The sequence below is a fragment of the Parabacteroides sp. AF14-59 genome (assembly GCF_003479515.1).
Classification (GTDB): Bacteria; Bacteroidota; Bacteroidia; order Bacteroidales; family Tannerellaceae; genus Parabacteroides; species Parabacteroides faecis.
Map to the genome: position 1 here is coordinate 198,922 of NZ_QUHH01000001.1, position 23,210 is coordinate 222,131.

27 protein-coding genes and 1 tRNA gene are annotated in these 23,210 nt (G+C 41.8%); 16 read left to right on the plus strand and 12 right to left on the minus strand.

Annotation, left to right across the window (positions count from 1 at the left end):
- Positions 1 to 50: 50 nt before the first annotated feature.
- Positions 51 to 968, minus strand: a complete 918-nt coding sequence (locus tag DWW23_RS00865; protein WP_187576546.1) for a cation diffusion facilitator family transporter — start codon at positions 966 to 968, stop codon at positions 51 to 53.
- A 5-nt stretch (positions 969 to 973) separates the two neighbouring features.
- Positions 974 to 1,213: a zinc ribbon domain-containing protein gene (locus DWW23_RS00870; protein ID WP_221267848.1), complete on the minus strand. Its 240-nt coding sequence runs from the start codon at positions 1,211 to 1,213 to the stop codon at positions 974 to 976.
- A gap of 271 nt (positions 1,214 to 1,484) precedes the next feature.
- On the opposite strand from DWW23_RS00870, the gene DWW23_RS00875 reads away from it, so the two are divergent.
- Positions 1,485 to 2,465 (plus strand): aldo/keto reductase, encoded by a 981-nt coding sequence (locus DWW23_RS00875; RefSeq protein ID WP_122351417.1) that lies wholly within the window; start codon positions 1,485 to 1,487, stop codon positions 2,463 to 2,465.
- Positions 2,466 to 2,529: 64 nt separating this feature from the next.
- Positions 2,530 to 3,348, plus strand: a complete 819-nt coding sequence (locus DWW23_RS00880) for an AraC family transcriptional regulator (RefSeq protein ID WP_122351418.1) — start codon at positions 2,530 to 2,532, stop codon at positions 3,346 to 3,348.
- 25 nt (positions 3,349 to 3,373) lie between these two features.
- On the opposite strand, the gene DWW23_RS00885 is transcribed toward DWW23_RS00880, so the two are convergent.
- On the minus strand, positions 3,374 to 4,129 hold the full coding sequence (locus tag DWW23_RS00885) for a class I SAM-dependent methyltransferase (protein ID WP_122351419.1): 756 nt from the start codon (positions 4,127 to 4,129) through the stop codon (positions 3,374 to 3,376).
- A gap of 90 nt (positions 4,130 to 4,219) precedes the next feature.
- Entirely contained in the window at positions 4,220 to 5,119 is a 900-nt protein-coding gene (locus DWW23_RS00890; protein WP_233564231.1) for an AraC family transcriptional regulator, read from the minus strand.
- Positions 5,120 to 5,287: 168 nt separating this feature from the next.
- On the opposite strand from DWW23_RS00890, the gene DWW23_RS00895 reads away from it, so the two are divergent.
- From DWW23_RS00895 to DWW23_RS00920, 6 genes are all read left to right on the plus strand, one after another.
- A complete protein-coding gene (locus tag DWW23_RS00895) occupies positions 5,288 to 5,506 on the plus strand; it encodes a hypothetical protein (RefSeq protein WP_233564232.1) in 219 nt (72 codons plus the stop codon).
- 12 nt (positions 5,507 to 5,518) lie between these two features.
- Positions 5,519 to 6,643: an aldo/keto reductase gene (locus DWW23_RS00900; RefSeq protein WP_122351421.1), complete on the plus strand. Its 1,125-nt coding sequence runs from the start codon at positions 5,519 to 5,521 to the stop codon at positions 6,641 to 6,643.
- 34 nt (positions 6,644 to 6,677) lie between these two features.
- On the plus strand, positions 6,678 to 7,505 hold the full coding sequence (locus DWW23_RS00905; RefSeq protein ID WP_122351422.1) for a carboxymuconolactone decarboxylase family protein: 828 nt from the start codon (positions 6,678 to 6,680) through the stop codon (positions 7,503 to 7,505).
- Positions 7,506 to 7,509: 4 nt separating this feature from the next.
- Positions 7,510 to 8,322, plus strand: coding sequence for an AraC family transcriptional regulator (locus DWW23_RS00910; protein ID WP_075557734.1), 813 nt, complete (start codon positions 7,510 to 7,512; stop codon positions 8,320 to 8,322).
- A 133-nt stretch (positions 8,323 to 8,455) separates the two neighbouring features.
- Positions 8,456 to 9,619 (plus strand): aldo/keto reductase, encoded by a 1,164-nt coding sequence (locus tag DWW23_RS00915; RefSeq protein WP_122351423.1) that lies wholly within the window; start codon positions 8,456 to 8,458, stop codon positions 9,617 to 9,619.
- 71 nt (positions 9,620 to 9,690) lie between these two features.
- The gene (locus DWW23_RS00920; protein WP_122351424.1) at positions 9,691 to 10,332 is read left to right on the plus strand and encodes a flavodoxin; all 642 of its coding nucleotides are present in this window, start codon (positions 9,691 to 9,693) and stop codon (positions 10,330 to 10,332) included.
- 250 nt (positions 10,333 to 10,582) lie between these two features.
- Here DWW23_RS00920 and DWW23_RS00930 read toward each other — a convergent pair whose 3' ends face one another.
- A complete protein-coding gene (locus DWW23_RS00930; protein WP_075557737.1) occupies positions 10,583 to 11,017 on the minus strand; it encodes a DUF6078 family protein in 435 nt (144 codons plus the stop codon).
- 493 nt (positions 11,018 to 11,510) lie between these two features.
- On the opposite strand from DWW23_RS00930, the gene DWW23_RS00935 reads away from it, so the two are divergent.
- A complete protein-coding gene (locus DWW23_RS00935; RefSeq protein ID WP_122351426.1) occupies positions 11,511 to 12,281 on the plus strand; it encodes a LuxR C-terminal-related transcriptional regulator in 771 nt (256 codons plus the stop codon).
- Here DWW23_RS00935 and DWW23_RS00940 read toward each other — a convergent pair.
- The 3 genes from DWW23_RS00940 to DWW23_RS00950 all read right to left on the minus strand — a co-directional run bounded on the left by DWW23_RS00940 (position 12,274) and on the right by DWW23_RS00950 (position 14,886).
- On the minus strand, positions 12,274 to 13,326 hold the full coding sequence (locus tag DWW23_RS00940; protein ID WP_122351427.1) for a thiamine pyrophosphate-binding protein: 1,053 nt from the start codon (positions 13,324 to 13,326) through the stop codon (positions 12,274 to 12,276). The two genes, DWW23_RS00935 and DWW23_RS00940, sit on opposite strands and share 8 nt — an antisense overlap.
- A 183-nt stretch (positions 13,327 to 13,509) precedes the next feature.
- On the minus strand, positions 13,510 to 14,415 hold the full coding sequence (locus DWW23_RS00945) for an AraC family transcriptional regulator (protein WP_122351428.1): 906 nt from the start codon (positions 14,413 to 14,415) through the stop codon (positions 13,510 to 13,512).
- 117 nt (positions 14,416 to 14,532) lie between these two features.
- Positions 14,533 to 14,886 (minus strand): helix-turn-helix domain-containing protein, encoded by a 354-nt coding sequence (locus DWW23_RS00950; protein ID WP_075557740.1) that lies wholly within the window; start codon positions 14,884 to 14,886, stop codon positions 14,533 to 14,535.
- Positions 14,887 to 15,041: 155 nt separating this feature from the next.
- Here DWW23_RS00950 and DWW23_RS00955 point away from each other — a divergent pair, with 155 nt between their 5' ends.
- The 3 genes from DWW23_RS00955 to DWW23_RS00965 all read left to right on the plus strand — a co-directional run bounded on the left by DWW23_RS00955 (position 15,042) and on the right by DWW23_RS00965 (position 17,052).
- Complete coding sequence (locus tag DWW23_RS00955; RefSeq protein ID WP_122351429.1) at positions 15,042 to 15,929, plus strand: radical SAM protein; 888 nt, start codon at positions 15,042 to 15,044, stop codon at positions 15,927 to 15,929.
- 207 nt (positions 15,930 to 16,136) lie between these two features.
- Positions 16,137 to 16,613, plus strand: coding sequence for a YdeI/OmpD-associated family protein (locus tag DWW23_RS00960; RefSeq protein ID WP_075557742.1), 477 nt, complete (start codon positions 16,137 to 16,139; stop codon positions 16,611 to 16,613).
- A 37-nt stretch (positions 16,614 to 16,650) separates the two neighbouring features.
- Complete coding sequence (locus tag DWW23_RS00965; protein WP_122351430.1) at positions 16,651 to 17,052, plus strand: ASCH domain-containing protein; 402 nt, start codon at positions 16,651 to 16,653, stop codon at positions 17,050 to 17,052.
- 41 nt (positions 17,053 to 17,093) lie between these two features.
- Here the strand turns inward: DWW23_RS00965 and DWW23_RS00970 are convergent.
- A tRNA-Asp gene (locus DWW23_RS00970) sits at positions 17,094 to 17,167 on the minus strand.
- Between the two features lie 138 nt (positions 17,168 to 17,305).
- On the opposite strand from DWW23_RS00970, the gene DWW23_RS00975 reads away from it, so the two are divergent.
- Together DWW23_RS00975 and DWW23_RS00980 are read left to right on the plus strand one after the other, a co-directional pair.
- The gene (locus tag DWW23_RS00975; protein ID WP_075557744.1) at positions 17,306 to 18,619 is read left to right on the plus strand and encodes a pyridoxal phosphate-dependent aminotransferase; all 1,314 of its coding nucleotides are present in this window, start codon (positions 17,306 to 17,308) and stop codon (positions 18,617 to 18,619) included.
- Between the two features lie 119 nt (positions 18,620 to 18,738).
- Positions 18,739 to 19,335, plus strand: a complete 597-nt coding sequence (locus DWW23_RS00980; RefSeq protein WP_075557745.1) for a YqgE/AlgH family protein — start codon at positions 18,739 to 18,741, stop codon at positions 19,333 to 19,335.
- Here the strand turns inward: DWW23_RS00980 and DWW23_RS00985 are convergent, their stop codons facing one another.
- Genes DWW23_RS00985 through recR form a run of 3 tightly spaced genes read right to left on the minus strand, consistent with a single transcriptional unit; the run spans position 19,336 to position 21,678 of the window.
- The gene (locus DWW23_RS00985) at positions 19,336 to 19,866 is read right to left on the minus strand and encodes a GNAT family N-acetyltransferase (protein WP_122351431.1); all 531 of its coding nucleotides are present in this window, start codon (positions 19,864 to 19,866) and stop codon (positions 19,336 to 19,338) included.
- Between the two features lies 1 nt (position 19,867).
- Positions 19,868 to 21,043, minus strand: coding sequence for a glycosyltransferase family 2 protein (locus DWW23_RS00990; RefSeq protein WP_122351432.1), 1,176 nt, complete (start codon positions 21,041 to 21,043; stop codon positions 19,868 to 19,870).
- A gap of 11 nt (positions 21,044 to 21,054) precedes the next feature.
- Positions 21,055 to 21,678 carry a recombination mediator RecR gene (recR, locus tag DWW23_RS00995; protein ID WP_075557748.1) on the minus strand — a complete coding sequence of 208 codons (624 nt, stop codon included), beginning with the start codon at positions 21,676 to 21,678 and terminating at the stop codon, positions 21,055 to 21,057.
- A gap of 275 nt (positions 21,679 to 21,953) precedes the next feature.
- Between recR and DWW23_RS01000 the strand changes: the two genes are divergently transcribed.
- On the plus strand, positions 21,954 to 22,175 hold the full coding sequence (locus tag DWW23_RS01000) for a DUF6132 family protein (RefSeq protein ID WP_075557749.1): 222 nt from the start codon (positions 21,954 to 21,956) through the stop codon (positions 22,173 to 22,175).
- A gap of 1 nt (position 22,176) precedes the next feature.
- The gene (locus DWW23_RS01005; RefSeq protein WP_122351433.1) at positions 22,177 to 23,202 is read left to right on the plus strand and encodes a TQO small subunit DoxD; all 1,026 of its coding nucleotides are present in this window, start codon (positions 22,177 to 22,179) and stop codon (positions 23,200 to 23,202) included.
- Positions 23,203 to 23,210 lie beyond the last annotated feature (8 nt).

A 23,210-nucleotide genomic window follows, 5' to 3' on the forward strand; every position in this document is an offset into this window, starting at 1 on the left:
TGCTTTGATTATTACAGTTTTCTTGACTTATACCGAGACCGATTTTTTTTCTATTTCACCATGTCTCTATCAATACCAAATTTTTCATCCGTTTGGCATTTTCCGGCAGGCTCCACATGGACTAAAATATCATATATATTGTCTATCGAGTCTTCTATACTCTTCTCTACTTCATCGGCAATCTCATGGGCACGCATTAAAGTCATTTGCGGGTCTACTTCTATATCAAGCGTAATCAGATACAGATTACCTACCATTCTCGACCGGACACGATGCGGATTACCTGCACCGGGCACTTTCTCTACAGCTTCAAATATCTTATTATATACGTTGACATCTTTCACCCCATCCATCAGTTCGACATTGGAATCCATAAAGATACCGATAGACGATTTGATGATAAAGAGGCTGATCACCAACCCCGTGATTGAGTCGAGTATAGGCAACTTAAATATAAATGTAAATATCAACCCTAACAGGACGCCGCATGAAATAACCACATCATTACGCATATTGACAGCATTAGCGATCAGCATGGAACTGTTTATTTTCTTTCCTTGTTTATATTGGTAAGTAGACAACAAAAGTTTACCGATAATAGAAAAGACCGTAACATAGATGGCAATAGCCGATGGAATCTCTTTCGTCTCGTTCGAAAAGATACTTTCAACCGACGACACTAACATCTGTGCACCTGCATAAAAGATCACTAACGAAAGTACCTTAGTGGCAATACTCTCCGCTTTCTCATAACCAAACACATACTTCTTGGAAGGTGGCTTGTTCATCAAACGTGCCGTAAAGATCATGACAACAGATATAACCACATCGGTTGCCGAATCAATACCATCCCCAATTACAGCCAAACTCCCCGCCAACAAGCCGACAACAATTTTAGATACGGACAGTATCGCGTTGCCTATCGTACTTACCCATGAAGTTCTAATCAAGATTTTCTCCCGTGACATACGTATTATTTACTCCATCTTTTTAATTGTGGGAAAAAGGAGTTCATGTTATCGAGCGCAGCTTTTTCATCAAAAGCAGGGTCGCCTTTAAACAATTCTTTCATATGTCGTAAGCTGATCTCTATCATTTCATTCATAGTCACATCTTGTGTAAAAGTTCCATCCTTATAGCAGTAAATACAATAGTCGTTATTTTTACTGTTATCCGTGTTTGTTCCAATTACCTTGTCATTTTCAAGTGGCATACCACAACTCTGGCAAAATAGTTTGTTCACAATGTTCTACTAATTAGGTTTATAATTATTATCAGATATCGAATAAATCTATATTACTCTCTAACTGTCTACAAAGCTAACAATTATTTAAGAATCAGCGATGATTACATCATATTTCCTCTGCCCTTCTTTTGTGTAATAGCCCTCACAGCAAAAACAGTTTGTCCGCACAGCAAAGTCCGAATCATTCCTATCCCCTACTTTTGCCAACAGATATAAAACCTATAAACAAAGAAGTAATATGAAGAAAAGAAAAATCGGTGCAGCAGGACTGGAAGTCTCGGCTGTAGGTTACGGATGTATGGGATTAAGTCATGGTTACGGTGAAACTCCGGAGAAAGACGAGGCTATTGCTTTAATGAGAAATGCCTATGAATTGGGATGTAATTTCTTTGATACGGCAGAAGCCTATGGTGCCGGAGAGAATGAGAAACTGGTGGGCGAAGGCATTGCTCCGATCCGGCAGAATCTCATTCTGGCTACGAAGTTCAGAATTTATCCGGATGAAGAAGTTTCTACGATGCCCCAATTGATGAAGACCGTGGAATCGCATCTGGATGCGTCTCTAAAACGCCTCAAAACGGATTATGTCGATATTTATTATCAGCACCGTGTCAGCAAACAGATCCCGGTAGAAGCGATTGCCTGGTGTATGGGCGAACTGATAAAGAAAGGGAAGATACGGGGCTGGGGACAATCACAATCCACTGCCGAACAAATCCGTCTGGCACATGCCGTCACACCCATGACAGCCGTGCAAAGCGAGTATTCCATGATGGAACGCATATTCGAGAAAGAAGTCATTCCTGCATGTGGGGAGTTAGGGATCGGCTTTATTCCGTTCAGTCCGCTGGGCAGTGGTTTCCTGAGTGGGAAATATACTCCTGCACAAGAATATAAGGGTGATGATGTGCGCCGGGTAATTACTCGTTTCGAGAAAGAAAATATGGTAGCCAACCAACCGTTACTCGACCTGCTTCATCAGTTTGCCCAGGAGAAAAATGCAACTCCGGCTCAGATATCTCTCGCCTGGATGCTGCACAAATATAAATTCCTTGTTCCGATCCCCGGTTCACGTAAACCGGAACGTATCGCAGAGAACCTGCATGCAGCCGATCTCGAACTAACTCCTGGAGAGTTTAACCGGATCGAGACGGAACTCGCCAATATTGAGATCCACGGTAACCGGACAGACGAAGATATTGCCAGGCTTTACCAATAAAACTTAGTACAAATTCCTCCTTTTGCGGATAAAATCGTATTTTCGCCTTCAAACAATAATAGATATGGAAGACAGACATTTCATCAACTACTCCAACATCTTTCTCAATATGAAAGTCAGTGAGGACACGATATGCGACCTCGGCATACCGGAACATTGCCTGCTTTATGTTTATTCCGGTCAGGTAGATTTCCGGGAAGACAACCATTCCATTATAGTTAGTGCCGGGGAATGTGCCTTTATCCGCAAAGGGCATCGGATAAAAATGACTAAATACAGTGATAAGAATACACAGGTCTATCAATCCATCCTTCTGAATTTTCCCCGAAAATTCCTGTTGGAATATTACCGCCATCAGGGTAAAGATAAATTTCCGGAAACAGCCAGACGGAGCAAGACAAGTATCCTGAAAATACCTTCACGCCCTGATGTCACAAGTTTGTTTGAGTCCATCTTCCCTTATTTCAGTTCATCCGACACACCCGATAAGGAGTGGTTGGATATGAAACTGAAAGAAGGATTATATGTCGTACTGAAATCCGATGCCAATGTTTACGCCTCCTTATTCGATTTTACCGAACCCTGGAAAATAGACTTAATGGGGTTCATGGAGGAAAACTATATGTACGATCTGTCTATGGAAGAACTGGCGACATACACCGGACGAAGTCTGACAGGGTTTAAGAATGACTTCCGGAAGGTAAGCGAACTTACTCCGCAGAAATGGATCATCAGGCGACGGCTGGAAACTGCCCACGAGTTGATTGCCAAGCAACATTATAAAGTCAGCGAGGCAATGATGAATGTCGGTTTCAAGAACCTGTCACATTTTTCAAGGATTTACAAAGAGGCTTACGGACTGGCTCCCAGTGCCGGCAGATAACGTAAATAAAGCGTTCGTATCAGAACTAACACCGGCAAACGAATATCTGTTTTTCCGAATCATCATTAAATGCTTCCCCGTCAAATCCTCCGTATTTGTGAATAATATTAAAACCGTTCCATTCCAAATATGAATCCAATTCTTGCGGGAAAAACATTCTCATATCCAGATTTTGAATCGAATTGAACTCACCATTGATAAAGTAATGCCATTCGATTCGATTAATCTGAGTCGTATTTTCATATCGCATTGTCTGCTTTATCAATACATCTCTTCCATCGTCTGTTGTATATGCAGCAATTTCCATCGGTTCTTTTTCGCCTTCTACGATATATCGAATATTCGGATTAAAGCAATCCAACAGAAATAAACCTTCGTCTTTGAGATGATTTTTAACGACACTGAATGCCTTAAATAAATCTTCATTTTTATATAAATGATGGATTGAATTAAATGGAATAAAAATAAGGTCGTATTTTTCCTGTAAATTCAAAGTCCTGATATCAGCTTCAATAAAAGGAATTTCCAATCCTGCTTCGGATGCTTTAATCTTTGCCTGGTCAAGCATTGAAGAAGTATAATCAACCCCGGTAATATCATACCCGTCCTTTGCTATCGGAACAGTAAGCCTGCCTGTGCCGCAACAAAGTTCGAGTATTCGGGTCTCCTTACCTTTCGGCAGCCACTGTTTATAAAATTGCAAATCAGTCAGACCGGTATTCATGCCATCATAAATATTTGCATCATAAATTAAATCACCTACTTTATAATCACTATTCATTTACGTCCTCCAGATTTATTGTTTTATGTTTTTATTACCACTCTGCTCAAAACCTATGTATAACTCTATCCATTCCCCGGATAGTTTCATCTATCGTTGTTGTTTCATATTAAGACGTTCACCATATTCCGATGGTGTAATCCCTTCTTGTTTTTTGAACATTCGGCTGAGGTGTTGGGGATATTCGATTCCGAGTTCATCAGCCACCTGAGTGATGCTTGCCCCAGTTGCGAGTGCATTTTTCGCCCGTTGAATGACATATTGACGGATATAATTGCTTGCGGTGTCGCCTGTTGTCTTTTTGATCATATCTCCAAAATAGTTGGACGACATACAGAGTTTGTCGGCACAATATTGCACGGTCGGTATGCCAAGTGTCAATTGTATTTTCTCCTCGAAATAATTTTGTAGCAGACGGTCGAACTTTATGAGTATATCCGAGTTTTCCAGTTTTCGGGTAATGAACTGCCGGTTGTAGAAACGTTGGCAGAAGTTCAGTACCAATTCGATATATCCTACTATGATAGCGTTTTGCAGTTCGTCATGTCGTTTCTGAAGTTCATCCCTTATCTGCCCCATCAACGAAACGAATACGTCATGTTCTTCATCGGTCATGTGCAGGGCTTCATTGACACGATAATCAAAAAAGGAATAATTCTTTATGCCCTTTTCCAAATGAGTGCCGTGCAGCAGGTCAGGATGAAAAAGCAATGCCCATCCTGTCAGCATGACCTGTTCGCCGTTATCTTCTTTGCCTCCTATCTGACCGGGAGCCACACAGATGACAGTCCCTTTCTTGTAGTCGTATTTACCGCATCCGTATGACAGATCTATCTCCGCTTCATCATGGAAAAAGATACCATAGACGCTATAATTGTTCAGACTATGACGAATGGGAGACACTCCCGCATAGTCGATGACACTGACCAACGGATGGTGATCGGTGTGTCCGAGATAACGGCTGTAATCGCTTACGTTTCTTATTTTCATAATCCTACTCATGGCATCATGCGATATCTGATATATGCAAAAATACATTATTTCAAATGAATAGTCGAATTTCAGCACATCAAAATCAGTAAAATAGGTACAAACTACCCACTTATCGTTACAACAGCTTTTACAAGCCTTGCTAACTTTGCATTATCAAAAAGAAGAATGATGAATAAACAAATCGATATTCCCGCAGCATTATATGACGATGAAGTAATATGCTTCATTGCAGACCGCTATCATACCACTCCGGAAAAAGTGGTTCAGTGTTTTCTCGCACAGGACAGTCTTGTCTCCGAACCGGAAGAAGATCCCATAGCTTTTCGACTGGAGAACAATGAAATGGAAATATTGCGGGGATTGACTCATAACAGTTATTCATAAAATTTACAAGTTATGGTTAGAAGAGATTTTCTGAAAATGTCATCGATGGCAACAATATCGTCAATCGGTACATGGACGGGGGTATCTAAAGTCTTTGCACAATCCCCGTCGCAGTCTAAAGACGTACGTTCTTATGACGGCAATACGTCGGACAGTATGGAATATCGCCAACTCGGAGGACTGGACATATCAGCCATCGGCTTGGGATGTCTGCCTATGGTGGGTTACTATGGCGGCAGATACAATAAGTATGAAATGATAGCTCTGATCCGCCGAGCCTATGACAAGGGCGTTACTTTTTTCGATACGGCAGAAGTCTACGGCCCCTATACCAGCGAAGAGTGGGTCGGCGAAGCCCTCGCCCCGTTCCGCGACAAAGTGAAAATCGGTACGAAGTTCGGATTCGGAGTCGAGGAAAAACAACCGACTGCACTCAACAGCCGTCCCGACCATATCCGTCGGGCGGTAGAAGGATCCCTGAAACGCCTCCGCACCGACCACATTGACTTGCTATACCAACACCGTGTCGATCCTAATGTACCGATGGAGGACGTGGCCGGAACCGTAAAGGATTTGATGCAGGAAGGAAAGGTATTGCACTGGGGCTTGTCCGAGGCCAGCGCCCGTTCCATCCGCCGGGCACACGCCGTTTGTCCCCTCTCGGCTGTGCAGAGCGAATATGCCATTTGGTGGAGAGAACCTGAAACCAAAATCTTTCCGACACTGGAAGAACTCAATATCGGCTTCGTACCTTACTGTCCACTGGGGCGTGCGTTTCTCACCGGAATAATCGACGGTAACAGCCGTTTCGAGAAACCCGACCGCCGGGCAACACTGCCTCAGTTTACGCCAGAAGCATTGAAACACAATATACCGCTCATCACTTTGGTACTCGAATGGGCACAACGCAAAGGAGTAACACCTGCACAATTTGCCCTAATCTGGATGTTGTCGCGCAAGTCATGGATTGCTCCGATACCCGGTACGACCAATCCGTCACACTTGGACGATTTTCTCGGAGCAGAGACAGTCCGCCTTTCAGCATGGGAAATGGAGGAATTCGACAAGGAGTACGCAAAAATCGACCTGATGGGTCATCGGGCAGATCCCTTCACAGAAAGTCAAATAGATAAATAAAAACAAATAACTTCATCCTATAAATCAAATAGCAATGAACAAGATTCTTTTAATTTCAGTATTCACCATTTTAACACTCAATGTCATGGCACAAGAAAAAATAGTACAGACAGCAGGGCGCACCCAATTAGGCGAGTTCGCCCCCAAATTTGCAGAACTCAACGATGATGTCCTTTTCGGCGAAGTATGGAGCCGCACCGACAAACTTGGTCTGCGCGACCGCAGTTTAGTGACCATCACCTCCCTCATTAGCCAAGGTATCACCGACAATTCGCTCGTTTTCCATCTTCAGTCGGCAAAGAAGAACGGTATTACCCGCACCGAGATTGCCGAAATAATCACCCACATCGGTTTCTATGCCGGTTGGCCCAAAGCGTGGGCGGCATTCAATCTGGCCAAAGGCGTATGGGCGGAAGATTCTACCGGTGAAGACGTCAAGGCCGCTTTCCAGCGCGAAATGATTTTCCCTATCGGCGAACCCAATACTGCATATGCACAGTACTTCATCGGTAACAGCTACCTTGCTCCCGTTTCCCGCGAACAAGTATCGATAGCCAATGTTACTTTTGAACCTCGTTGCCGCAACAACTGGCACGTACACCGCGCAAAAAGCGGCGGCGGACAGATGCTCATCGGCGTAGCCGGACGCGGTTGGTATCAGGAAGAAGGCAAGCCGGCAGTGGAGATTCTGCCTGGCACAGTGATTCATATCCCTGCTAACGTCAAGCATTGGCACGGAGCTGCAGCCGACAGTTGGTTCGCTCATTTAGCATTCGAAGTCCCCGGAGAGAATACTTCCAATGAATGGCTCGAACCGGTGACGGATGAAGAGTATAACAAACTCGAACAGAACAAACAATAAATATATGGAACAATTAGATGTATTCGATTGCTCGAATGTGCTTATAGCGAGCTATTTCACTGACGACCGGGGATGTGCCCACGAAAACAGGGAACATACGCTTATTTATCTATGTTCCGGTGAACTGGAAATAGAGGAGCGTGGAAAGAAAACTGTTTTGCATCCGGGGGAGTGTGCTTTCATGCGGCGCGATAACCGGATGTGGTTGCAGAAAAAGGTTGAGGATGGGAAACCGTACCGTTCTGTCGTGTTGAAATTCTCAAGACCTTTTCTGAGAGAATTTTATCAGACTCTTAACCGACAACAAATTCCGACTGATTCTAAACGCGATAAAGTAAGTCTGCGTGTATTGCCAGGCAACAGACCGGACATTCGTTCACTGTTCGAATCCATCATACCCTATTTCGATGCAGGTGAAAAACCGTCTGAAGATGTACTGAAGTTAAAAATGATTGAGGGAGTATATGTACTACTCAATACCGACAGGAACCTTTACGCCTCGTTGTTCGATTTTGTGGAACCGTGGAAAATAGACATTCTTGACTATCTGAATAAAAATTATATGTGCGACCTTTCGATGGATGAAATTGCAAGTTATACGGGACGTAGCTTGGCGACTTTCAAACGAGACTTCGCCAAAATCAGTGACCTGACACCACAGAAATGGATTATCAGACGTCGTCTGGAGGCTGCACATGATTTGATAAAATCAGGTAGAAAAAAAGTGACGGAAGCCTGTTTCGATGTGGGTTTCAAAAACCTGTCTCATTTCTCCAAAATATATAAGGAAGCGTATGGGGTTGCCCCATCATGGTAAAAAACAGAGATGTATTTTCGTAAAACACTACTTAACTAAATGAACTTTATAACAAACCCTTTTGAGCCTCGCAGCAAAGTCGTTGCGAGGCTCTCTTTTTACCTTTGCCTACAGAACATTAAAACATAAAATCATGGAAAAGAACAATCAAATGAATCTCAGCCGTCGCGGATTTCTCAAGACGGCAACCTTGACAGGAGCAGCATTAACCATGCCCACCGGACTGGATAAAGTCTTTGCAGCGAAAACGAAACAGACGGCAGTCTCCGATAACGACAGTGATGCCGCTCATATTACGGGACATCGTATATTGGGTACGGGAAAGGCAGCTTTCGAGGTATCGACACTCGTCTTTGGTGTAATGGGTATGACTTACAACCGCAGTCAGCATCCGGACAAAAAACAGTGCATCCGATTGTTGCATGAAGCGGTGGATCGGGGTATAACACTCTTCGACACGGCTATCATCTATGGGCCGTTGACTAACGAAAATCTAGCCGGAGAAGCATTATCCGAATTCAAAAACCAGATCAACGTAACGACTAAATTCGGACATGAAGTTATCGACGGGAAAGCCACGGGTCGTCAGAACAGCCGACCGGAGACTATTCGTCGCTATTGCGAAGAGTCGCTCCGTCGCCTCCGGCTCGAATCGCTTCCCATGTTTTACCAGCACCGCTCTGATCCGGATACACCGGCGGAAGAAGTGGCATCGACCATTGCCGACCTGATGAAAGAGGGCAAGGTACAACACTGGGGCATGTGCGAAGTCAGTGCCGAGACCATCCGTAAAGCTCATGCTGTTTGCCCGTTGACGGCTATACAAAGCGAGTATCATCTGATGCACCGGCTGGTAGAGGAAAACGGAGTGCTCGATACCTGTCGGGAGTTGGGGATCGGCTTTGTTCCGTACAGCCCGCTGAACCGTGGATTTTTGGGTGGCTGCATCAACGAATACACGGTTTTCGATGTAAACAACGACAACCGCCAAACCCTGCCACGCTTTCAACCGGAAGCGATGCGTGCGAATACCCGTATCGTGAATGTGCTTCAAGCCTTCGGCCGCACACGAGGCATGACTTCGGCACAAGTGGCACTCGGCTGGTTACTTCAGAAAGCACCGTGGATCGTTCCCATCCCCGGAACAACAAAACTGGCGCATCTGGAAGAGAACCTGCGCACGCAGGAATTTACTCTTTCACCCGAAGAATGGAAAGAACTGGAGGATACAGTAGCCGCTATTCCCGTTGTCGGAGACCGATACAATGCCGAGCAACAACGTCAGGTAGGTCGCTAAAGAATCAATCCTGCAAGACTTCTCAAACTTTCAGCATTGGAATAATTGTTTAATTATAAAATAAGAATCATATGAAAAAGTACCTGTATCTACTGTTTGCCACTCTTATAGCGGTAGGATTAAATGCATGTTCTCCCGATGATAATGAGCCGGATAACCCGCAGACCGAGACTCCGGAAACACCCGACAATCCGAATCCGGCCCCAACGGGCAAGACACTGATTGTATATTACAGCTACACGAATAATGTACATTCTATTATCAACGATCTGCAGACGCAAATAGAAGCCGATGTGGTAAGGGTTGAACCTACCGAAAAAGGGATAGACTATGCCGCCAACAATTATGCGATTGGCAGTGCATTGATTCAGGCAATCCGGGATAATCCGAACGATGCGAATTCTTATCCATCTATTGAAACGACAATTGATAACCTGTCCGATTATGACAGAATCATCATAGGCGCACCTCTCTGGTGGAGCAATATGGCTGCGCCCCTGCAAACATTCCTATTTCAATACGGCAGTCAGATGGAAAGTAAAAACATCGGTCTGATCGTATCGAGTGCAAGCAGCGGAATCAACGGTGTCGAGTCCGATGCCAAACGGCTCATTCCGGGCGGAAACTTCCTCACACCAAGCCTATGGATACGTTCATCTCAAACATCCAACTGTCACTCGATGATTGCCGACTGGCTGAATGAGATCAATTAAACAGCAGATAATGATAACACCTCTTTTTATGGGCGATATCGGCATGCAGGAAGTACAGCGAGCGACAATTGCACAGTTAGAAAATCCTCTTCCCGTGCAAGATGCTCTGTCCTTTAAATGACAGTGTCTTGTCATACTGATGGAAATGTTTTGCCATAGTAATGGCAAGAGTCTGCCAAAGACATGGCAGAGCTCTGCCACTACTATGGCAGTGGCCTGCCAAGCCTATGGCAAAATCCTTTCCCCGTTACTACCAGGCATAATCTTCTACATAGGCATCAAACTTCGGTGGTTCATCAATTCCACATCGTACCAGAATGTGCTGTATCTCTTTTTGTTCGGCAGGAGAAAGTAAACGTTCGCCTTTACGAACCCGATAGTAAGTTCTTTCACTGAAAAGGTTTCTCAAACGAGAGATGACGCTTTTCATCTGTGCGTAAGGCAGATTATCCAACAAACGTGTAAAGCCTTTGGCATAAATAACTTTCACGTCAGGACGATAATGCGGACACTCTCCCTCCAGTGTAACCTGGTATTTGGGACTAATAATCATCCAACGCTCGACGCTGTCCGAAATATCCTGTTCTGCCAACTGTCGCAAACAAGTAGAGGCTTTGGGGCACTCCCGTTTTAGGCATAAAGCATAGTTGAAGGGAATTTCCGGGAAAAGATGTTTTTCTTCCATACTAGTGATAAGTGTTTATTGTGTTAGTTTTCGATATAAGATTAATCAAACCAATCGTGTAAATGTAAGCATTCTTTTGGTGTAAACAGAGTGATTCCGGCAAAAAGGAACTAAATAGATATTATAATTTACTTATTGTAACTATTATATTCCTCATCACTTACCGGTTTCAACCATACAGTCATACAGTCAGCCCATTCTCTCGTCCGGTTATTACTGTCTGAATAAATTCGCTGTCGGGACTTGCTCCATGCCAGTGAGGTATATTGTACGGGCTCCGGGGGCGAAAGTGACTGAACCTACTTCATTTTGATCAAGGCTGTCGGCTAAAATCAAATAGCCGGAAAAATCTCTGTTCGGATAATGGGGTAATCATATTTATATCAATTAAAGAGTAAATGCAAAATGACTATTTGGCAACAATATATTACCTTTGTGCAATGGTAGTTGACTAAAATGAACTGCTAAATAGTGATATATAGCTATTTTGATAATGAATCAAGAGATAAAAGACATTCTACAAGAAATATATATTGACCACAAGTTGCAGGATGTCAACTTGGATTATCTGGTTATAGATAAGTATAAATCTGATTTGGAAAGACTATCAAAGCTTAGTGATAGGTGCTTTTTTATTGTCGATTTACACACATTTGAGTATGTCTATACTTCTGCTAATTTTAAGAATATCTTTGGCTTTACACCTGCTGATAAGTCGGATGGTGTGAGTAATGGTAATTTATTAGATTCTAAAATTCATCCCGATGATTTTCTTGACTATAAAAAAACAATGCAAAAAGTAGGAGCTTTTCTTCTCCAACATACCAAAGAAGAACGTCCTAATTTTAGACATGTTTTTGAGTTGAGAATCCAAAATATGCAGAATCAATATATTCGTGTTTCATGGGAACGGCAAGCTTTAGAAACTGATAAATCAGGGAATCTATGGCTAATGTTAGGTACTATTCATGTTTTGTCGAATCAAAGTAATGCAACTAACTTTAATAGCTTCTTTATAAATCTGAAAACAGGAGAACAGATTCCTTTTAATTTTCCAAATGAACCTCACTTTGAGCTAACCCCAAGAGAGAAAGATATTTTGATCCTTATTCAACAGGGGTTATTAAGCAAAGAGATTGCCGAGAAATTGTTTATTAGCGTAAATACGGTTAATATTCATCGGCAAAACATCCTACAAAAAATGCAGGTTGGTCATTCGATTGAAGCATTGGAGTTAGGACGTAAACACGGTATTCTTAGGTAGTTATTTGCAATAAATAACTATGGTTCGAGTTTAGCATTTTTTGAATTGCAACATTTAGGTCATTACTTTTGCTAATTTTACAACTTTCAATATCATAGGCATTTGCAAGAGACAAAAAATCAGGATTTTTAATCTTGTATTTATCTGCTGCTGTCTCGTCTAATAATATAATCTTTATATCTAACCCCTGTTGTTTTATCACTCCTAATTCTTTGGCGGTAGCCTGAAATTCTAAGGTTCCTGCCACCAGACATATTGTCTTACCCGGAGCTGCATATTGGGCTCCGATTGCAGCAGGCAGCCCAAATCCTGAAACACCATATATATCTGATTTAATAACCTTATTGAAACAGAAATTATCTCCGTCAAAAAAATCATTCGGAACTTTATCGATAACAAGCACCATTTCCCTCCCGTTTTCGCTAAGGCATTTTAGTATCTCTGTGTAAAATTCATTTCTTGGAAATTGACATTCTCCCAAAACGCTCTTTTCAAAGCCTTTATTTTTATATAGTTGTGTATTATTTGAAATATATTCTGCCATTCCTGTTTGAGCATCTTTTGTTATGTCTAATAAGACCACCCCCGGAGGATCTGCCATCGCAATAACAAAAGCCCTTTCGACTGTACTTGCCATTTCGTCAGCATTGCGAATTTGATAATTCCACTTGGTAATAGGAGCCGTGATACTAAGCATATCTACTTCCTGGAATGCATCTGTTCCAATTAATCCTGAAGAAACCTGACCTGTTATTACTACCAAAGGTACTTCACTATAAAATGCATCTGCAACACCTGTGATTGTATTTGTTGCTCCCGGTCCGGATGTTACAATAACTACACCAGGCTTATTTGACAATTGTGCATATCCGCACGCCGCATGTACTGCTCCTTGTTCATGCCTAACAAGTATTTGCTTTATCTCATCGTGGTTAAATAGCTTGTCTAAAATTGATATTACACAAGCCCCCGGATACCCGAAAATGGTATCAACGTTGTGATTAGCAAATACTTTAATTAACATTTCAGTTCCTGATAGCTTCATTTCTATGTACTATAAATAAAGTACAAAGTTAGGGCTACTCACTAACGAGAGCAATAGTGAAATATAACTATATCATTGGATTAGAATACTTCTTTTGATGAGTTGAAAAACATCAATGAAGCCAGTTCAAAAATAAAACTGACAGGCAACCGTTATCCCGAAGAACTGGAACGGACAACCGGGTTATAAAGACGAACTTGCGCGTCTATATTCACTGGGTGTCATATTTCCATATTTCTTAAAGAAGCGAACGAAATGTTGGGGATACTGGAATCCCAGTGAATAAGCAACCTGTGTGATTGATTTCTCCGGGTTCAGTAATTCCTCTTTAGCCAGGTTGAGCATTTTCAATTGGATGTACTCTTTAGCAGATTTGCCTGTTTCCTTTTTTACAAGATCTCCAAAATAGTTGGGAGACAGGCAAATCTTGTCTGCAAAATAGTTAACCGTAGGTAATCCTGCTTTAGCGGCAAGTCCGGAATCCAGATATTCGTCAAGCAATCTTTCAAAACGGGCCAATACGTCCAGGTTCATGCCCTGTCGTGTGATAAACTGACGGTCATAAAAGCGCATGCAATAATCCAGCAGCAATTCGATATTGGTACATATCAATCCTCTGGTATGTTTGTCTATCGCATGTTTCAATTCTGTCCGGATGATAGACAGTATATCCCTTATGATCCGGAGCTCTTCTTCCGACAGATGTAAAGCTTCATTCGACTCGTAAGAAAAGAAGGTATATTTTTTGATTTTCTGCCCTAATGACGTTCCGCTAATAAAATTAGGATGAAACAATAAACCGATGGTCTTCGGAGTCGTTCCCGTGAAATCATTGGAATAACCCACCGTCTGACCTGGTGCAATGGCAACAATTGTTTCGGCATCGAAATCATAAATGCTTTTTCCATAATTGATCACACACCCTTTGGTCTCCTTCAGGAAAAGAGAATAAAAGCCGAGAGTCATCCGGTCCCTTCGCTGGCTTTCCGGCTTGTTAAGGTCGACAATTGCCACCAGCGGATGAAGGGTTTCAAAACCGAACAGGTCGTTGTACTGTTCAATCGTATCTACTTTAAGAATCTCATCCATAATATATTAATATTTGATCCACTACAAAAGTAATTCGTTTTTTCCTTATCCTCATCATCGCATGGAAAGAAACCGTAATAATGGTAATGCTTCCCGTAGTTTCGGTAAACTTGAAAGTCAAGTTACTTTCTTTTTCCTGTTATCCATAATAGTCGAGAAGTTCTCTTGTCCCCACTGTATTATATTTTCTAAATGAGGTATTAAAGTCATCCCAAAATCAGAAACATAATACTCTACACGTGGGGGAACTTCCGGATATACTTTGCGATGCACCAAGCCGTCGGTTTCCAATGAACGAAGTGCTGTTGAAAGCATTTTCTCAGAAATAGACGGAATAAGTTTATACAATTCATTAAAACGCATAATTCCGTTTTCCCGAAGTTTCAATAACACGACTAATGCCCATTTATCTCCCAACCATTCTAATACAGGAGAAGCGGAACAATATTCATAATCCAATTTTTTTCTCATTTTTTTCGTAATCAAACAAATTGATACTTAGAAAAACTAACCTAAACGTAAGTAACTGAGTAATAACACAGTTCTTCTTTTTACCAAAAGAACGTCCTAACTTCGCTCCCACAAAAGTAACAAAATATTTTTTTAAGGATTTAATTTATCAGATTATGGAACTATTACATTTTACAGGACAAGTTTGGCGACCACCTTATGAAGCAAGTTCCCAACTGTTACAAGTAACAGCAGGATGTACATATCACAAATGTAAGTTTTGCAGCTTGTATCATGGAACAAAATTCAGGTTATCTCCTATTTCAGAGATTAAAGAAGATTTGAAAGTCATTCAAAAATATCAGCCTAAAGCCAGACGCGTATTTCTGACAGGTGCTAACCCTTTTGCTTTAAGCTACAATAGATTGCTTGAATTGGGCTTACTAATTCGCAAATATCTCCCTTATTGTGAAACAATCGGTACATTCTCCCGCATAGCAGATATTAAGCCTAAAAGTGTAGAAGAACTGAAAAATCTACGCCATTTAGGTTTTGACAGTATCAGTATCGGAACGGAATCAGGGGATGATGAAACACTGACAAAAATGAATAAAGGTAATACAGCCTCCGAGATATTAGAGCAATGTCAGAAGTTGGAAGAAGCTAATATTCGCTATAATTTGGTCTACCTGACCGGACTTGCAGGAAAAGGGAAAGGACAACAAAATGCAACAAATACGGCTGCAATATTTAATCAGTTACATCCTTTTACCATCAATTTTGTATCTCTGACCGTTTTTCCGGAATCAGAACTTTATCAAGAAATACAAGCCGGCAAATACGTAGAAGCGACAGAACATGAACGTTTGTTAGAATTACGAACATTTATTTCAACACTTACTATAAAGACTACTTTGCTGGGAAACACGGTTTCAAATGCAATTCCATTCGTAGGTATGATTCCTAACGATAAAGTCCGGATATTAAAGGATTTGGATGCAGCAATCAAACAACTTAGTGAAACAGAATTAAGGCAATACAGAGATCATATAATATCTTTATAAGAATGAGTCTTTTATCAAAGTAAAGAAAAAGCCCTGCAATGTGATAATTACAGGGCTTTACTTTACATCTTTCGAGGGTCGTACGAAAGAAGGAACTTTCTTCTACGTCTGGTAAACAGAGAATAAAAAATAATTTGTGCTACTGACATACTGCTGTCATTCGTACTTAGTATCTTTGTTTTAAAACTAAAATAGATATATCATATTATGAATACAGAAAAACCATTAGTAGACAAAGATTATATATTGTTCAAAATCGGAGGTAAAGGTGGTTGGACCTTTGTTGAAATCCCTGAAATCCCTATGCCCAAAACATCATTCGGGATGTTGAAGGTAAAAGGAAAGATAGATGACTACGAGTTTTCCAATTTGAATATGATGCCTATCGGGAACGGAAATATAGGTTTACCCATCAAGTCGGCAATAAGGAAGAAAATCAAAAAGGAAGCTCCTGATACAGTTCATATTACTTTATATGAGGATAAAACTCCATTGATAATTCCGGAAGAATTACTTTTATGTATGGAATATGAAGAGGGAGCATTAGAAAAGTTTGAAACTTATAGCGATGGTCAGAAAAAGGCATTTATCGACTGGATCAATTCTGCCAAAACAGAACAAACCAAAGCTGACCGTATCGCTAAAACCATACTCAAAGTGCTAAACGAGGATAAGTTTTATTAGAGTTACTTTATTGGCAAAAAAGACAAATACAATAAAAATGGAAATAAAACATAAAATACAGTTTGGAACTACTACCGATAAATTAGCAAAGAAAGTTCTAACAAAAGAAAAGATAGCAACATCTTCCTTATATGACTATTATTGTATGAACCTAAAGGAAACAATAAAAGAGAATGAATATGCCTATATATTGGATTCACATGGTAGAGAGGTATGCATCATACAGATCAACAAGATTAAAATTGTTGAATTTCAAAATATAACAGAAGAATTTGCAATTGCCGAGGGTGATGGAAATTTAGAAAACTGGCTAAGAATACATACGGAATATTATTCTTTATTATTAGAAAAAATAGGGAAAAAGCTTACAGGAGAAACAAAACTACTCTGTGAGTGGTTCAAGGTATATCAAAGCGAAGAAAAAGAAAAAGCCCTGTAATATATATTACAGAGCTTTATATCTTTTGCTTCTTTTGAAAGCGGTCCGGACGGGACTCGAACCCGCGACCCCATGCGTGACAGGCATGTATTCTAACCAACTGAACTACCGAACCAATGTTTTCATATCGCATCTCTCTCGATTGCGGTGCAAAGGTAGATAATATTTTTAATTACACAACAGTTTCATACAAATATTTCACATCGGATCGATTATTTTTTTACTTTTGTCCCCCATATAAACTATAACAGACATGAAGAATACTCCAGTAGATTATCAGACTGCCAGACGAATAATAGATGGCTACGGATTACCGGATTTCGGGAAAGCTACAATCCGTGAAGTTGTTGCCATATCCACACAATTGGAACAGGAAACAAAAACCGAGTTCATACACATGGAAATGGGTGTTCCCGGACTGAAAGCAGCGCAAGTCGGTGTCGATGCGGAAATAAACGCACTAAAGAGCGGTATCGCATCCATCTATCCGAATATCAACGGTACGCCGGAAGTAAAAGCAGAAGCATCCAGATTCATCAAGGCTTTTATCAACATAGATATAGCACCGGAATGCTGTGTTCCGGTAACCGGTTCCATGCAAGGAACATTCGCCTCTTTCCTTACCAGCGGACAATGTACGGAAGGAAAAGACACCATCCTCTTCATCGATCCCGGATTTCCGGTTCAGAAACAACAGATCGTCGTGATGGGATATAAATACGAATCATTCGACGTCTATGAATATCGCGGAGAGAAACTGCGTGCCATCCTGGAAGAACACCTTTCAAAAGGCAATATCGCAGCCATGATCTATTCAAACCCGAATAACCCTGCCTGGTTCTGCCTGACAGACGAAGAACTGAAGATCATCGGAGAGATGGCAAACAAATATGATACGATCGTGATCGAAGACCTCGCCTACTTCGCTATGGATTTCCGCAAAGAGCTCGGCAAACCTTTCGAAGCTCCTTATCAGGCAAGCGTTGCACATTATACAGATAATTACATCTTACAGATCTCCGGTTCGAAAGCATTCAGCTATGCCGGACAACGTATCGGTGTAACTGCTATCTCCAACAAACTTTACCACCGTGCTTATCCGGGACTGACGAAGCGTTATGGCGGCGGCACTTTCGGTACTGTTTACATCCACCGTGTATTGTACGCCCTGTCATCAGGAACCAGCCATTCGGCACAGGTAGCATTGGCCGCCATGTTCAAAGCAGCCTCCGACGGCCAGTTCGATTTTATCTCGGAAGTAAAGGAATACGGGCGCCGTGCCGAAAGACTGAAAAAGATTTTTACAGACTACGGCTTCACGATCGTTTACGATCATGACCTGGACGAACCGATTGCCGACGGCTTCTATTTCACGATCGCTTATCCCGGAATGACCGGCGGAGAATTGATGGAAGAACTGATCTATTACGGAGTAAGTGCCATCTCTTTAAGCACGACCGGCAGTAACCAGGAAGGTCTGCGCGCTTGCACTTCGTTCATCAAACCGCACCAATATGACCTTCTGGAAGAGCGTTTAAAGCTATTCAAAGAAAATCATACCCTATAATTAACACAAACCCGGCATTTATTTTACACTTATTAACCCAAATGCCGGGTTTTTCGTTTGCTTCTTAACATCAAAAGCCATATATTGTCGCTGTGTATTAACAGTTAAGCGATCTTATCATGGCATCATACAAAAATATCTTCAAAATAACGCATAATAATCTCCTGCCTGCACAAGGTAGCATACTCATATCAGAACCTTTTCTGCAAGATGCCTATTTCCAACGCTCCGTTGTTCTGCTCGTAGAACACACAGATGACGGATCAATGGGATTAGTCTTAAACAAGAAAACGGATCTGGTAGTCAATACATTTTTTCCGGAACTGGAGAAGTTCCCGGAGATACCGATTTACCTGGGAGGCCCTGTAAGTGCCAATCGCCTGTTCTTCATTCACTCACTGGGTGATCTGATTATCCCTGATTCCCTGAAGATAAAAGACCATCTCTATTTTGACGGTGATTTCGAAGCGTTAAAACGTTATATCCAGAATGGTCATTCTATTGACGGGAAAGTAAAATTTTTCCTCGGTTATTCAGGCTGGACAGAAGGTCAGTTGGGTAATGAGATCAACCATAACTCATGGGTAGTAAGCCACGCATCGAAAGAAAATGTGTTGCTGGCCGACGGAGAGGATTTTTGGAAAGATTCATTGGGAGAGCTTGGCAGCAATTATGAAGCATGGACAAAATATCCCAAGGATCCGTATCTTAACTAATTATCTTTCAGTCCGTACCTTTTGCATTACCAAAACGTCGGAATATCCTTTTTCCGTCAGGACCCAATCTTTCATTATTCCGGAAAGAACAAACCCACAACGGGTAAATAAGGCCTTACTGGCTTCATTCTCTATCGGGATATGAACAAATAACTGGTGCAATTTCAGAAACAGAAAAGCATATTCCATCAATACATGCATCGCTTCCGTAGCAAATCCGTTCCCCTGATAAAGCGGATCGACCAGAATACCGATGCCTGCACGCCGGTGATGGGGCTCGAAGTCATACAAGTCGACCGTGCCGATAGCTGCTCCTGTCGAACGCAACTCGATCATCAGACGCAATTGCCTGGTATCGAAAATATCCCGGTGTGACTCCCGGATATACTCTTTCAATATATAACGGGAATATGGGGACATAGTGTTACCCAACTCCCATAGGTCAGGATTATTCTCCCAACGATATAAAAGTTCCAGATCTTCCGGCTCCAGTGCACGAAGCCGGATCATTTCATTTTCCAGTAGTGCCATATTACTTCCCCGGTGATATTAATTGTCCACTCTCTGTACTATAAATATGATAGGTTACTTTTTTGTCAACCAGCTTATCCATAAACAAAAGCATTTGTTCAAAACGAGCATCCGGATAACAAAAGGCATAGTCCGTGAACTCTTTCATCTGATTACGGCGGCAAATGGCATCCATCACACGCTCTTCACTCAAGTTCCATAGATTAATATGCTCCAGTTCAGGCATACGCTTGGCACAAGCCGCTTTCATTGCTTCGAAATGCTCTTCCCGGCAAATCACCAGCAAACGGCGGTGTTTGTTATTCGGCTTTGTCCGAACTCCCAACATCCGTGACAAAGCAGCCAGAGATGCACGCAACAGGATAGCCATCTTGATAAAAAATCCCATCAGCCAGCCGGACTGCGGATAATACTTTTTGAAAAAGATCAGCATAGCCCCGTAAAATGCCTTCACATATTTCATGTCGCCATGCTTGGTACTTTCTCCCTTATAATGAAGGATACGTTCGGGAATATAGTAATTCTTATATTCACCCAATACCAGACGGTATGATAGGTCAATATCTTCACCATACATAAAAAACGCCTCATCCAGCAAGCCGACCTTATCCAAGGCCTCATGACGGAGCAACATGAAAGCACCAGCCAATACATCGACTTTATGCTGTTTCTCCTTATCGAGATAAGCCAGGCTATACCTGGAGAATATACGCGATTTAGGAAACAATTTCGACAAACCGAATATCTTGCAGAACGAAACCCAAGGAGAAGGAAAACTTCGTTTACTTTCCGGAAGGAAAACGCCATGCCCATCCAACATCTTCACACCGATACCACCGGAGTTCGGATTCTCATCCATAAAGAAACAAAGGGTCCGCAAGCTCTCCTCTCCTATCACCGTATCAGGATTCAGCAACAAAACATATTCTCCTTTACACTGGCGGATAGCCTGGTTATTCGCTTTTGCAAATCCCGGATTATCTTTATTCTCTATAAACAGGACTTCCGGAAATTTAGGACGCAAATAATCGATGGAGCCGTCAGTCGAATTATTGTCAACAACAAAAACCTCCGCATCCAGTCCGGCTATGGCAGCACGAACCGAAAACAGACACTGCTCCAGAAAATACTTTACATTGTAGTTTACAATAATAATGGATATCTTGGTTTCGTACATAAAGAGTCTGATTAAATTTTTATCGAATCATTAAAGCTAGTCCGGTTCACAATGGAACGACCGAGAGTTATTTCGTCAGCATATTCAATCTCGTCACCAATAGACACCCCACGGGCAATCACCGTAATTTTCACTTCATAAGGAGATAACTTGCGATATATGAAAAAGTTCGTCGTATCGCCCTCCATCGTTGTACTAAGTGCCAGCACGATCTCCCTCACTTCGTCATTCGCCACCCGCTGCACCAGACTATCTATCTGCAGGTCTCCAGGCCCTATACCGTCCATCGGGGAAATAATTCCTCCGAGCACATGGTAAACGCCACGGAACTGCCCGGTATTCTCGATAGCCATCACCTCCTTTATATTCTCGACTACGCAAACGGTAGAATGGTCGCGCTGCGGATCAGCACAAATCGAACACATGTCGTCATCACAAATATTGTGGCACACCTTACAATATTTCACTTCTTTCCGCAAAGCCAGCAAAGCCGAAGCAAAGTTTTCCGTATAACCTTCATCCCGGCGAAGCATATACAAAGCCAACCGGAGAGCCGTTTTTCTTCCTACTCCCGGTAGCGAAGCCAGCTCGTTCACAGCATTCTCCAATAAAACGGACGGATATTTCTGAGTCATTGATTACCTTTCTTTGACCACAAAGATAATTAATTCCGCACAAACAACTCTATCCGTAATAAATAACGAATCGTTTTTATTAAAAATATCAAACCAATCAAAAACTTCATATTTTTGACACATCCATACAGCCCTTATAAAATCATATCTGTGAAACAATGTTAGCACACAGAATATTTTCTACTAGAAAATTGTTTTATTAAAAAATAGAATATAAGTTTGCAGTATCATTGCAAGTAGAAATATTTATCAGTAGAAAACAAATAAGTAAACGCATGGCAAAGTTATTTTTCAAGAGACATTGGCTTACACTGCTAGGGATAGCACTCGGCGCCGCAGGGGGATTTCTATACTGGAATTTTATTGGTTGCACAACAGGAACCTGCCCTATCACATCTTCTCCTATCAACAGTTCGGTTTGGGGAGCAATTATAGGAGGTTTATTGCTCAGCTCTTTTCAGAAAGAAAATAAAATATCAACGGATAAAGATCAATGATATGGAAGCACTATACAAGAAACAGGCATATTCACTGTTCGGAATGTTTACACTGGCATTGCGCCTTGTAGTCGGCTGGACTTATTTTTCTGCTTTTTGGAGAAGATTAGTACTTGAGAATAAACTTATCCCGGATACGGCAGGTTATATAGGAGAGAAATTCAACCATTTCCTCCCTAACGCATTCGGAATAAAACCGGTGATAGAATATCTCGTTTCAAATCCGGATCAACTTTGGTGGGCGATGGTCGTTTTCACGATCATTGAAGGAATTGTAGGCCTGTTTTTTATGCTCGGTTTCTTTACACGGTTGATGAGTATCGGAGTGTTGAGCCTTGCAACCGGTATATTATTAGGTTCGGGATGGCTGGGAACCACTTGCGTGGATGAATGGCAAATCGGGATATTAGGTGTCGCAGCAGGCTTTACCCTATTCCTGTCCGGCGGAGGTAAATATTCTCTGGACAACATAGTCATTCCCCGGATTCCACTACTAAATAAGTATGCCTGGACAACCTGGTTGACATCCGGCCCGCTTCCACTCGATGAGAAGTCATCGGGAAGACTTTCGGTAGCCGGTGCAACAGCCATATTGTTTCTCTCCCTCCTGACCAATCAGGTATTCCATAATGGAGTATGGGGAAAGCTACATAATAAGTCTGTCAAACCGAAGATAGAAATAAACGATGCCAATCTGGGCAAAGAAAAGTTGTCATTCACCGTCTATCGTGTAGAAGGTGTGGATGTATACGGATCCTTCCTGATCGGCGTTACTTTGAAAAATGCAAATGGCAATATCATCCTCGACAGAAACGGAGAGGAATTATCTGAATTTCCGGAAACAGATATCCGGAATATGTATATAGCGAAAGTGGCTCCTGGTAAGCATAGCCTTGTCATCCCTTTGGGAAGCAAAGCGGAGCTGACAATAAAAGATGAAACACTCGCCAATCTGCCCAAAGGTGACTACGAGTTGACATTGACAGATATCAGCGGTATTACCTGGAAACAGAAACTGAAAAATTAATTATTAAC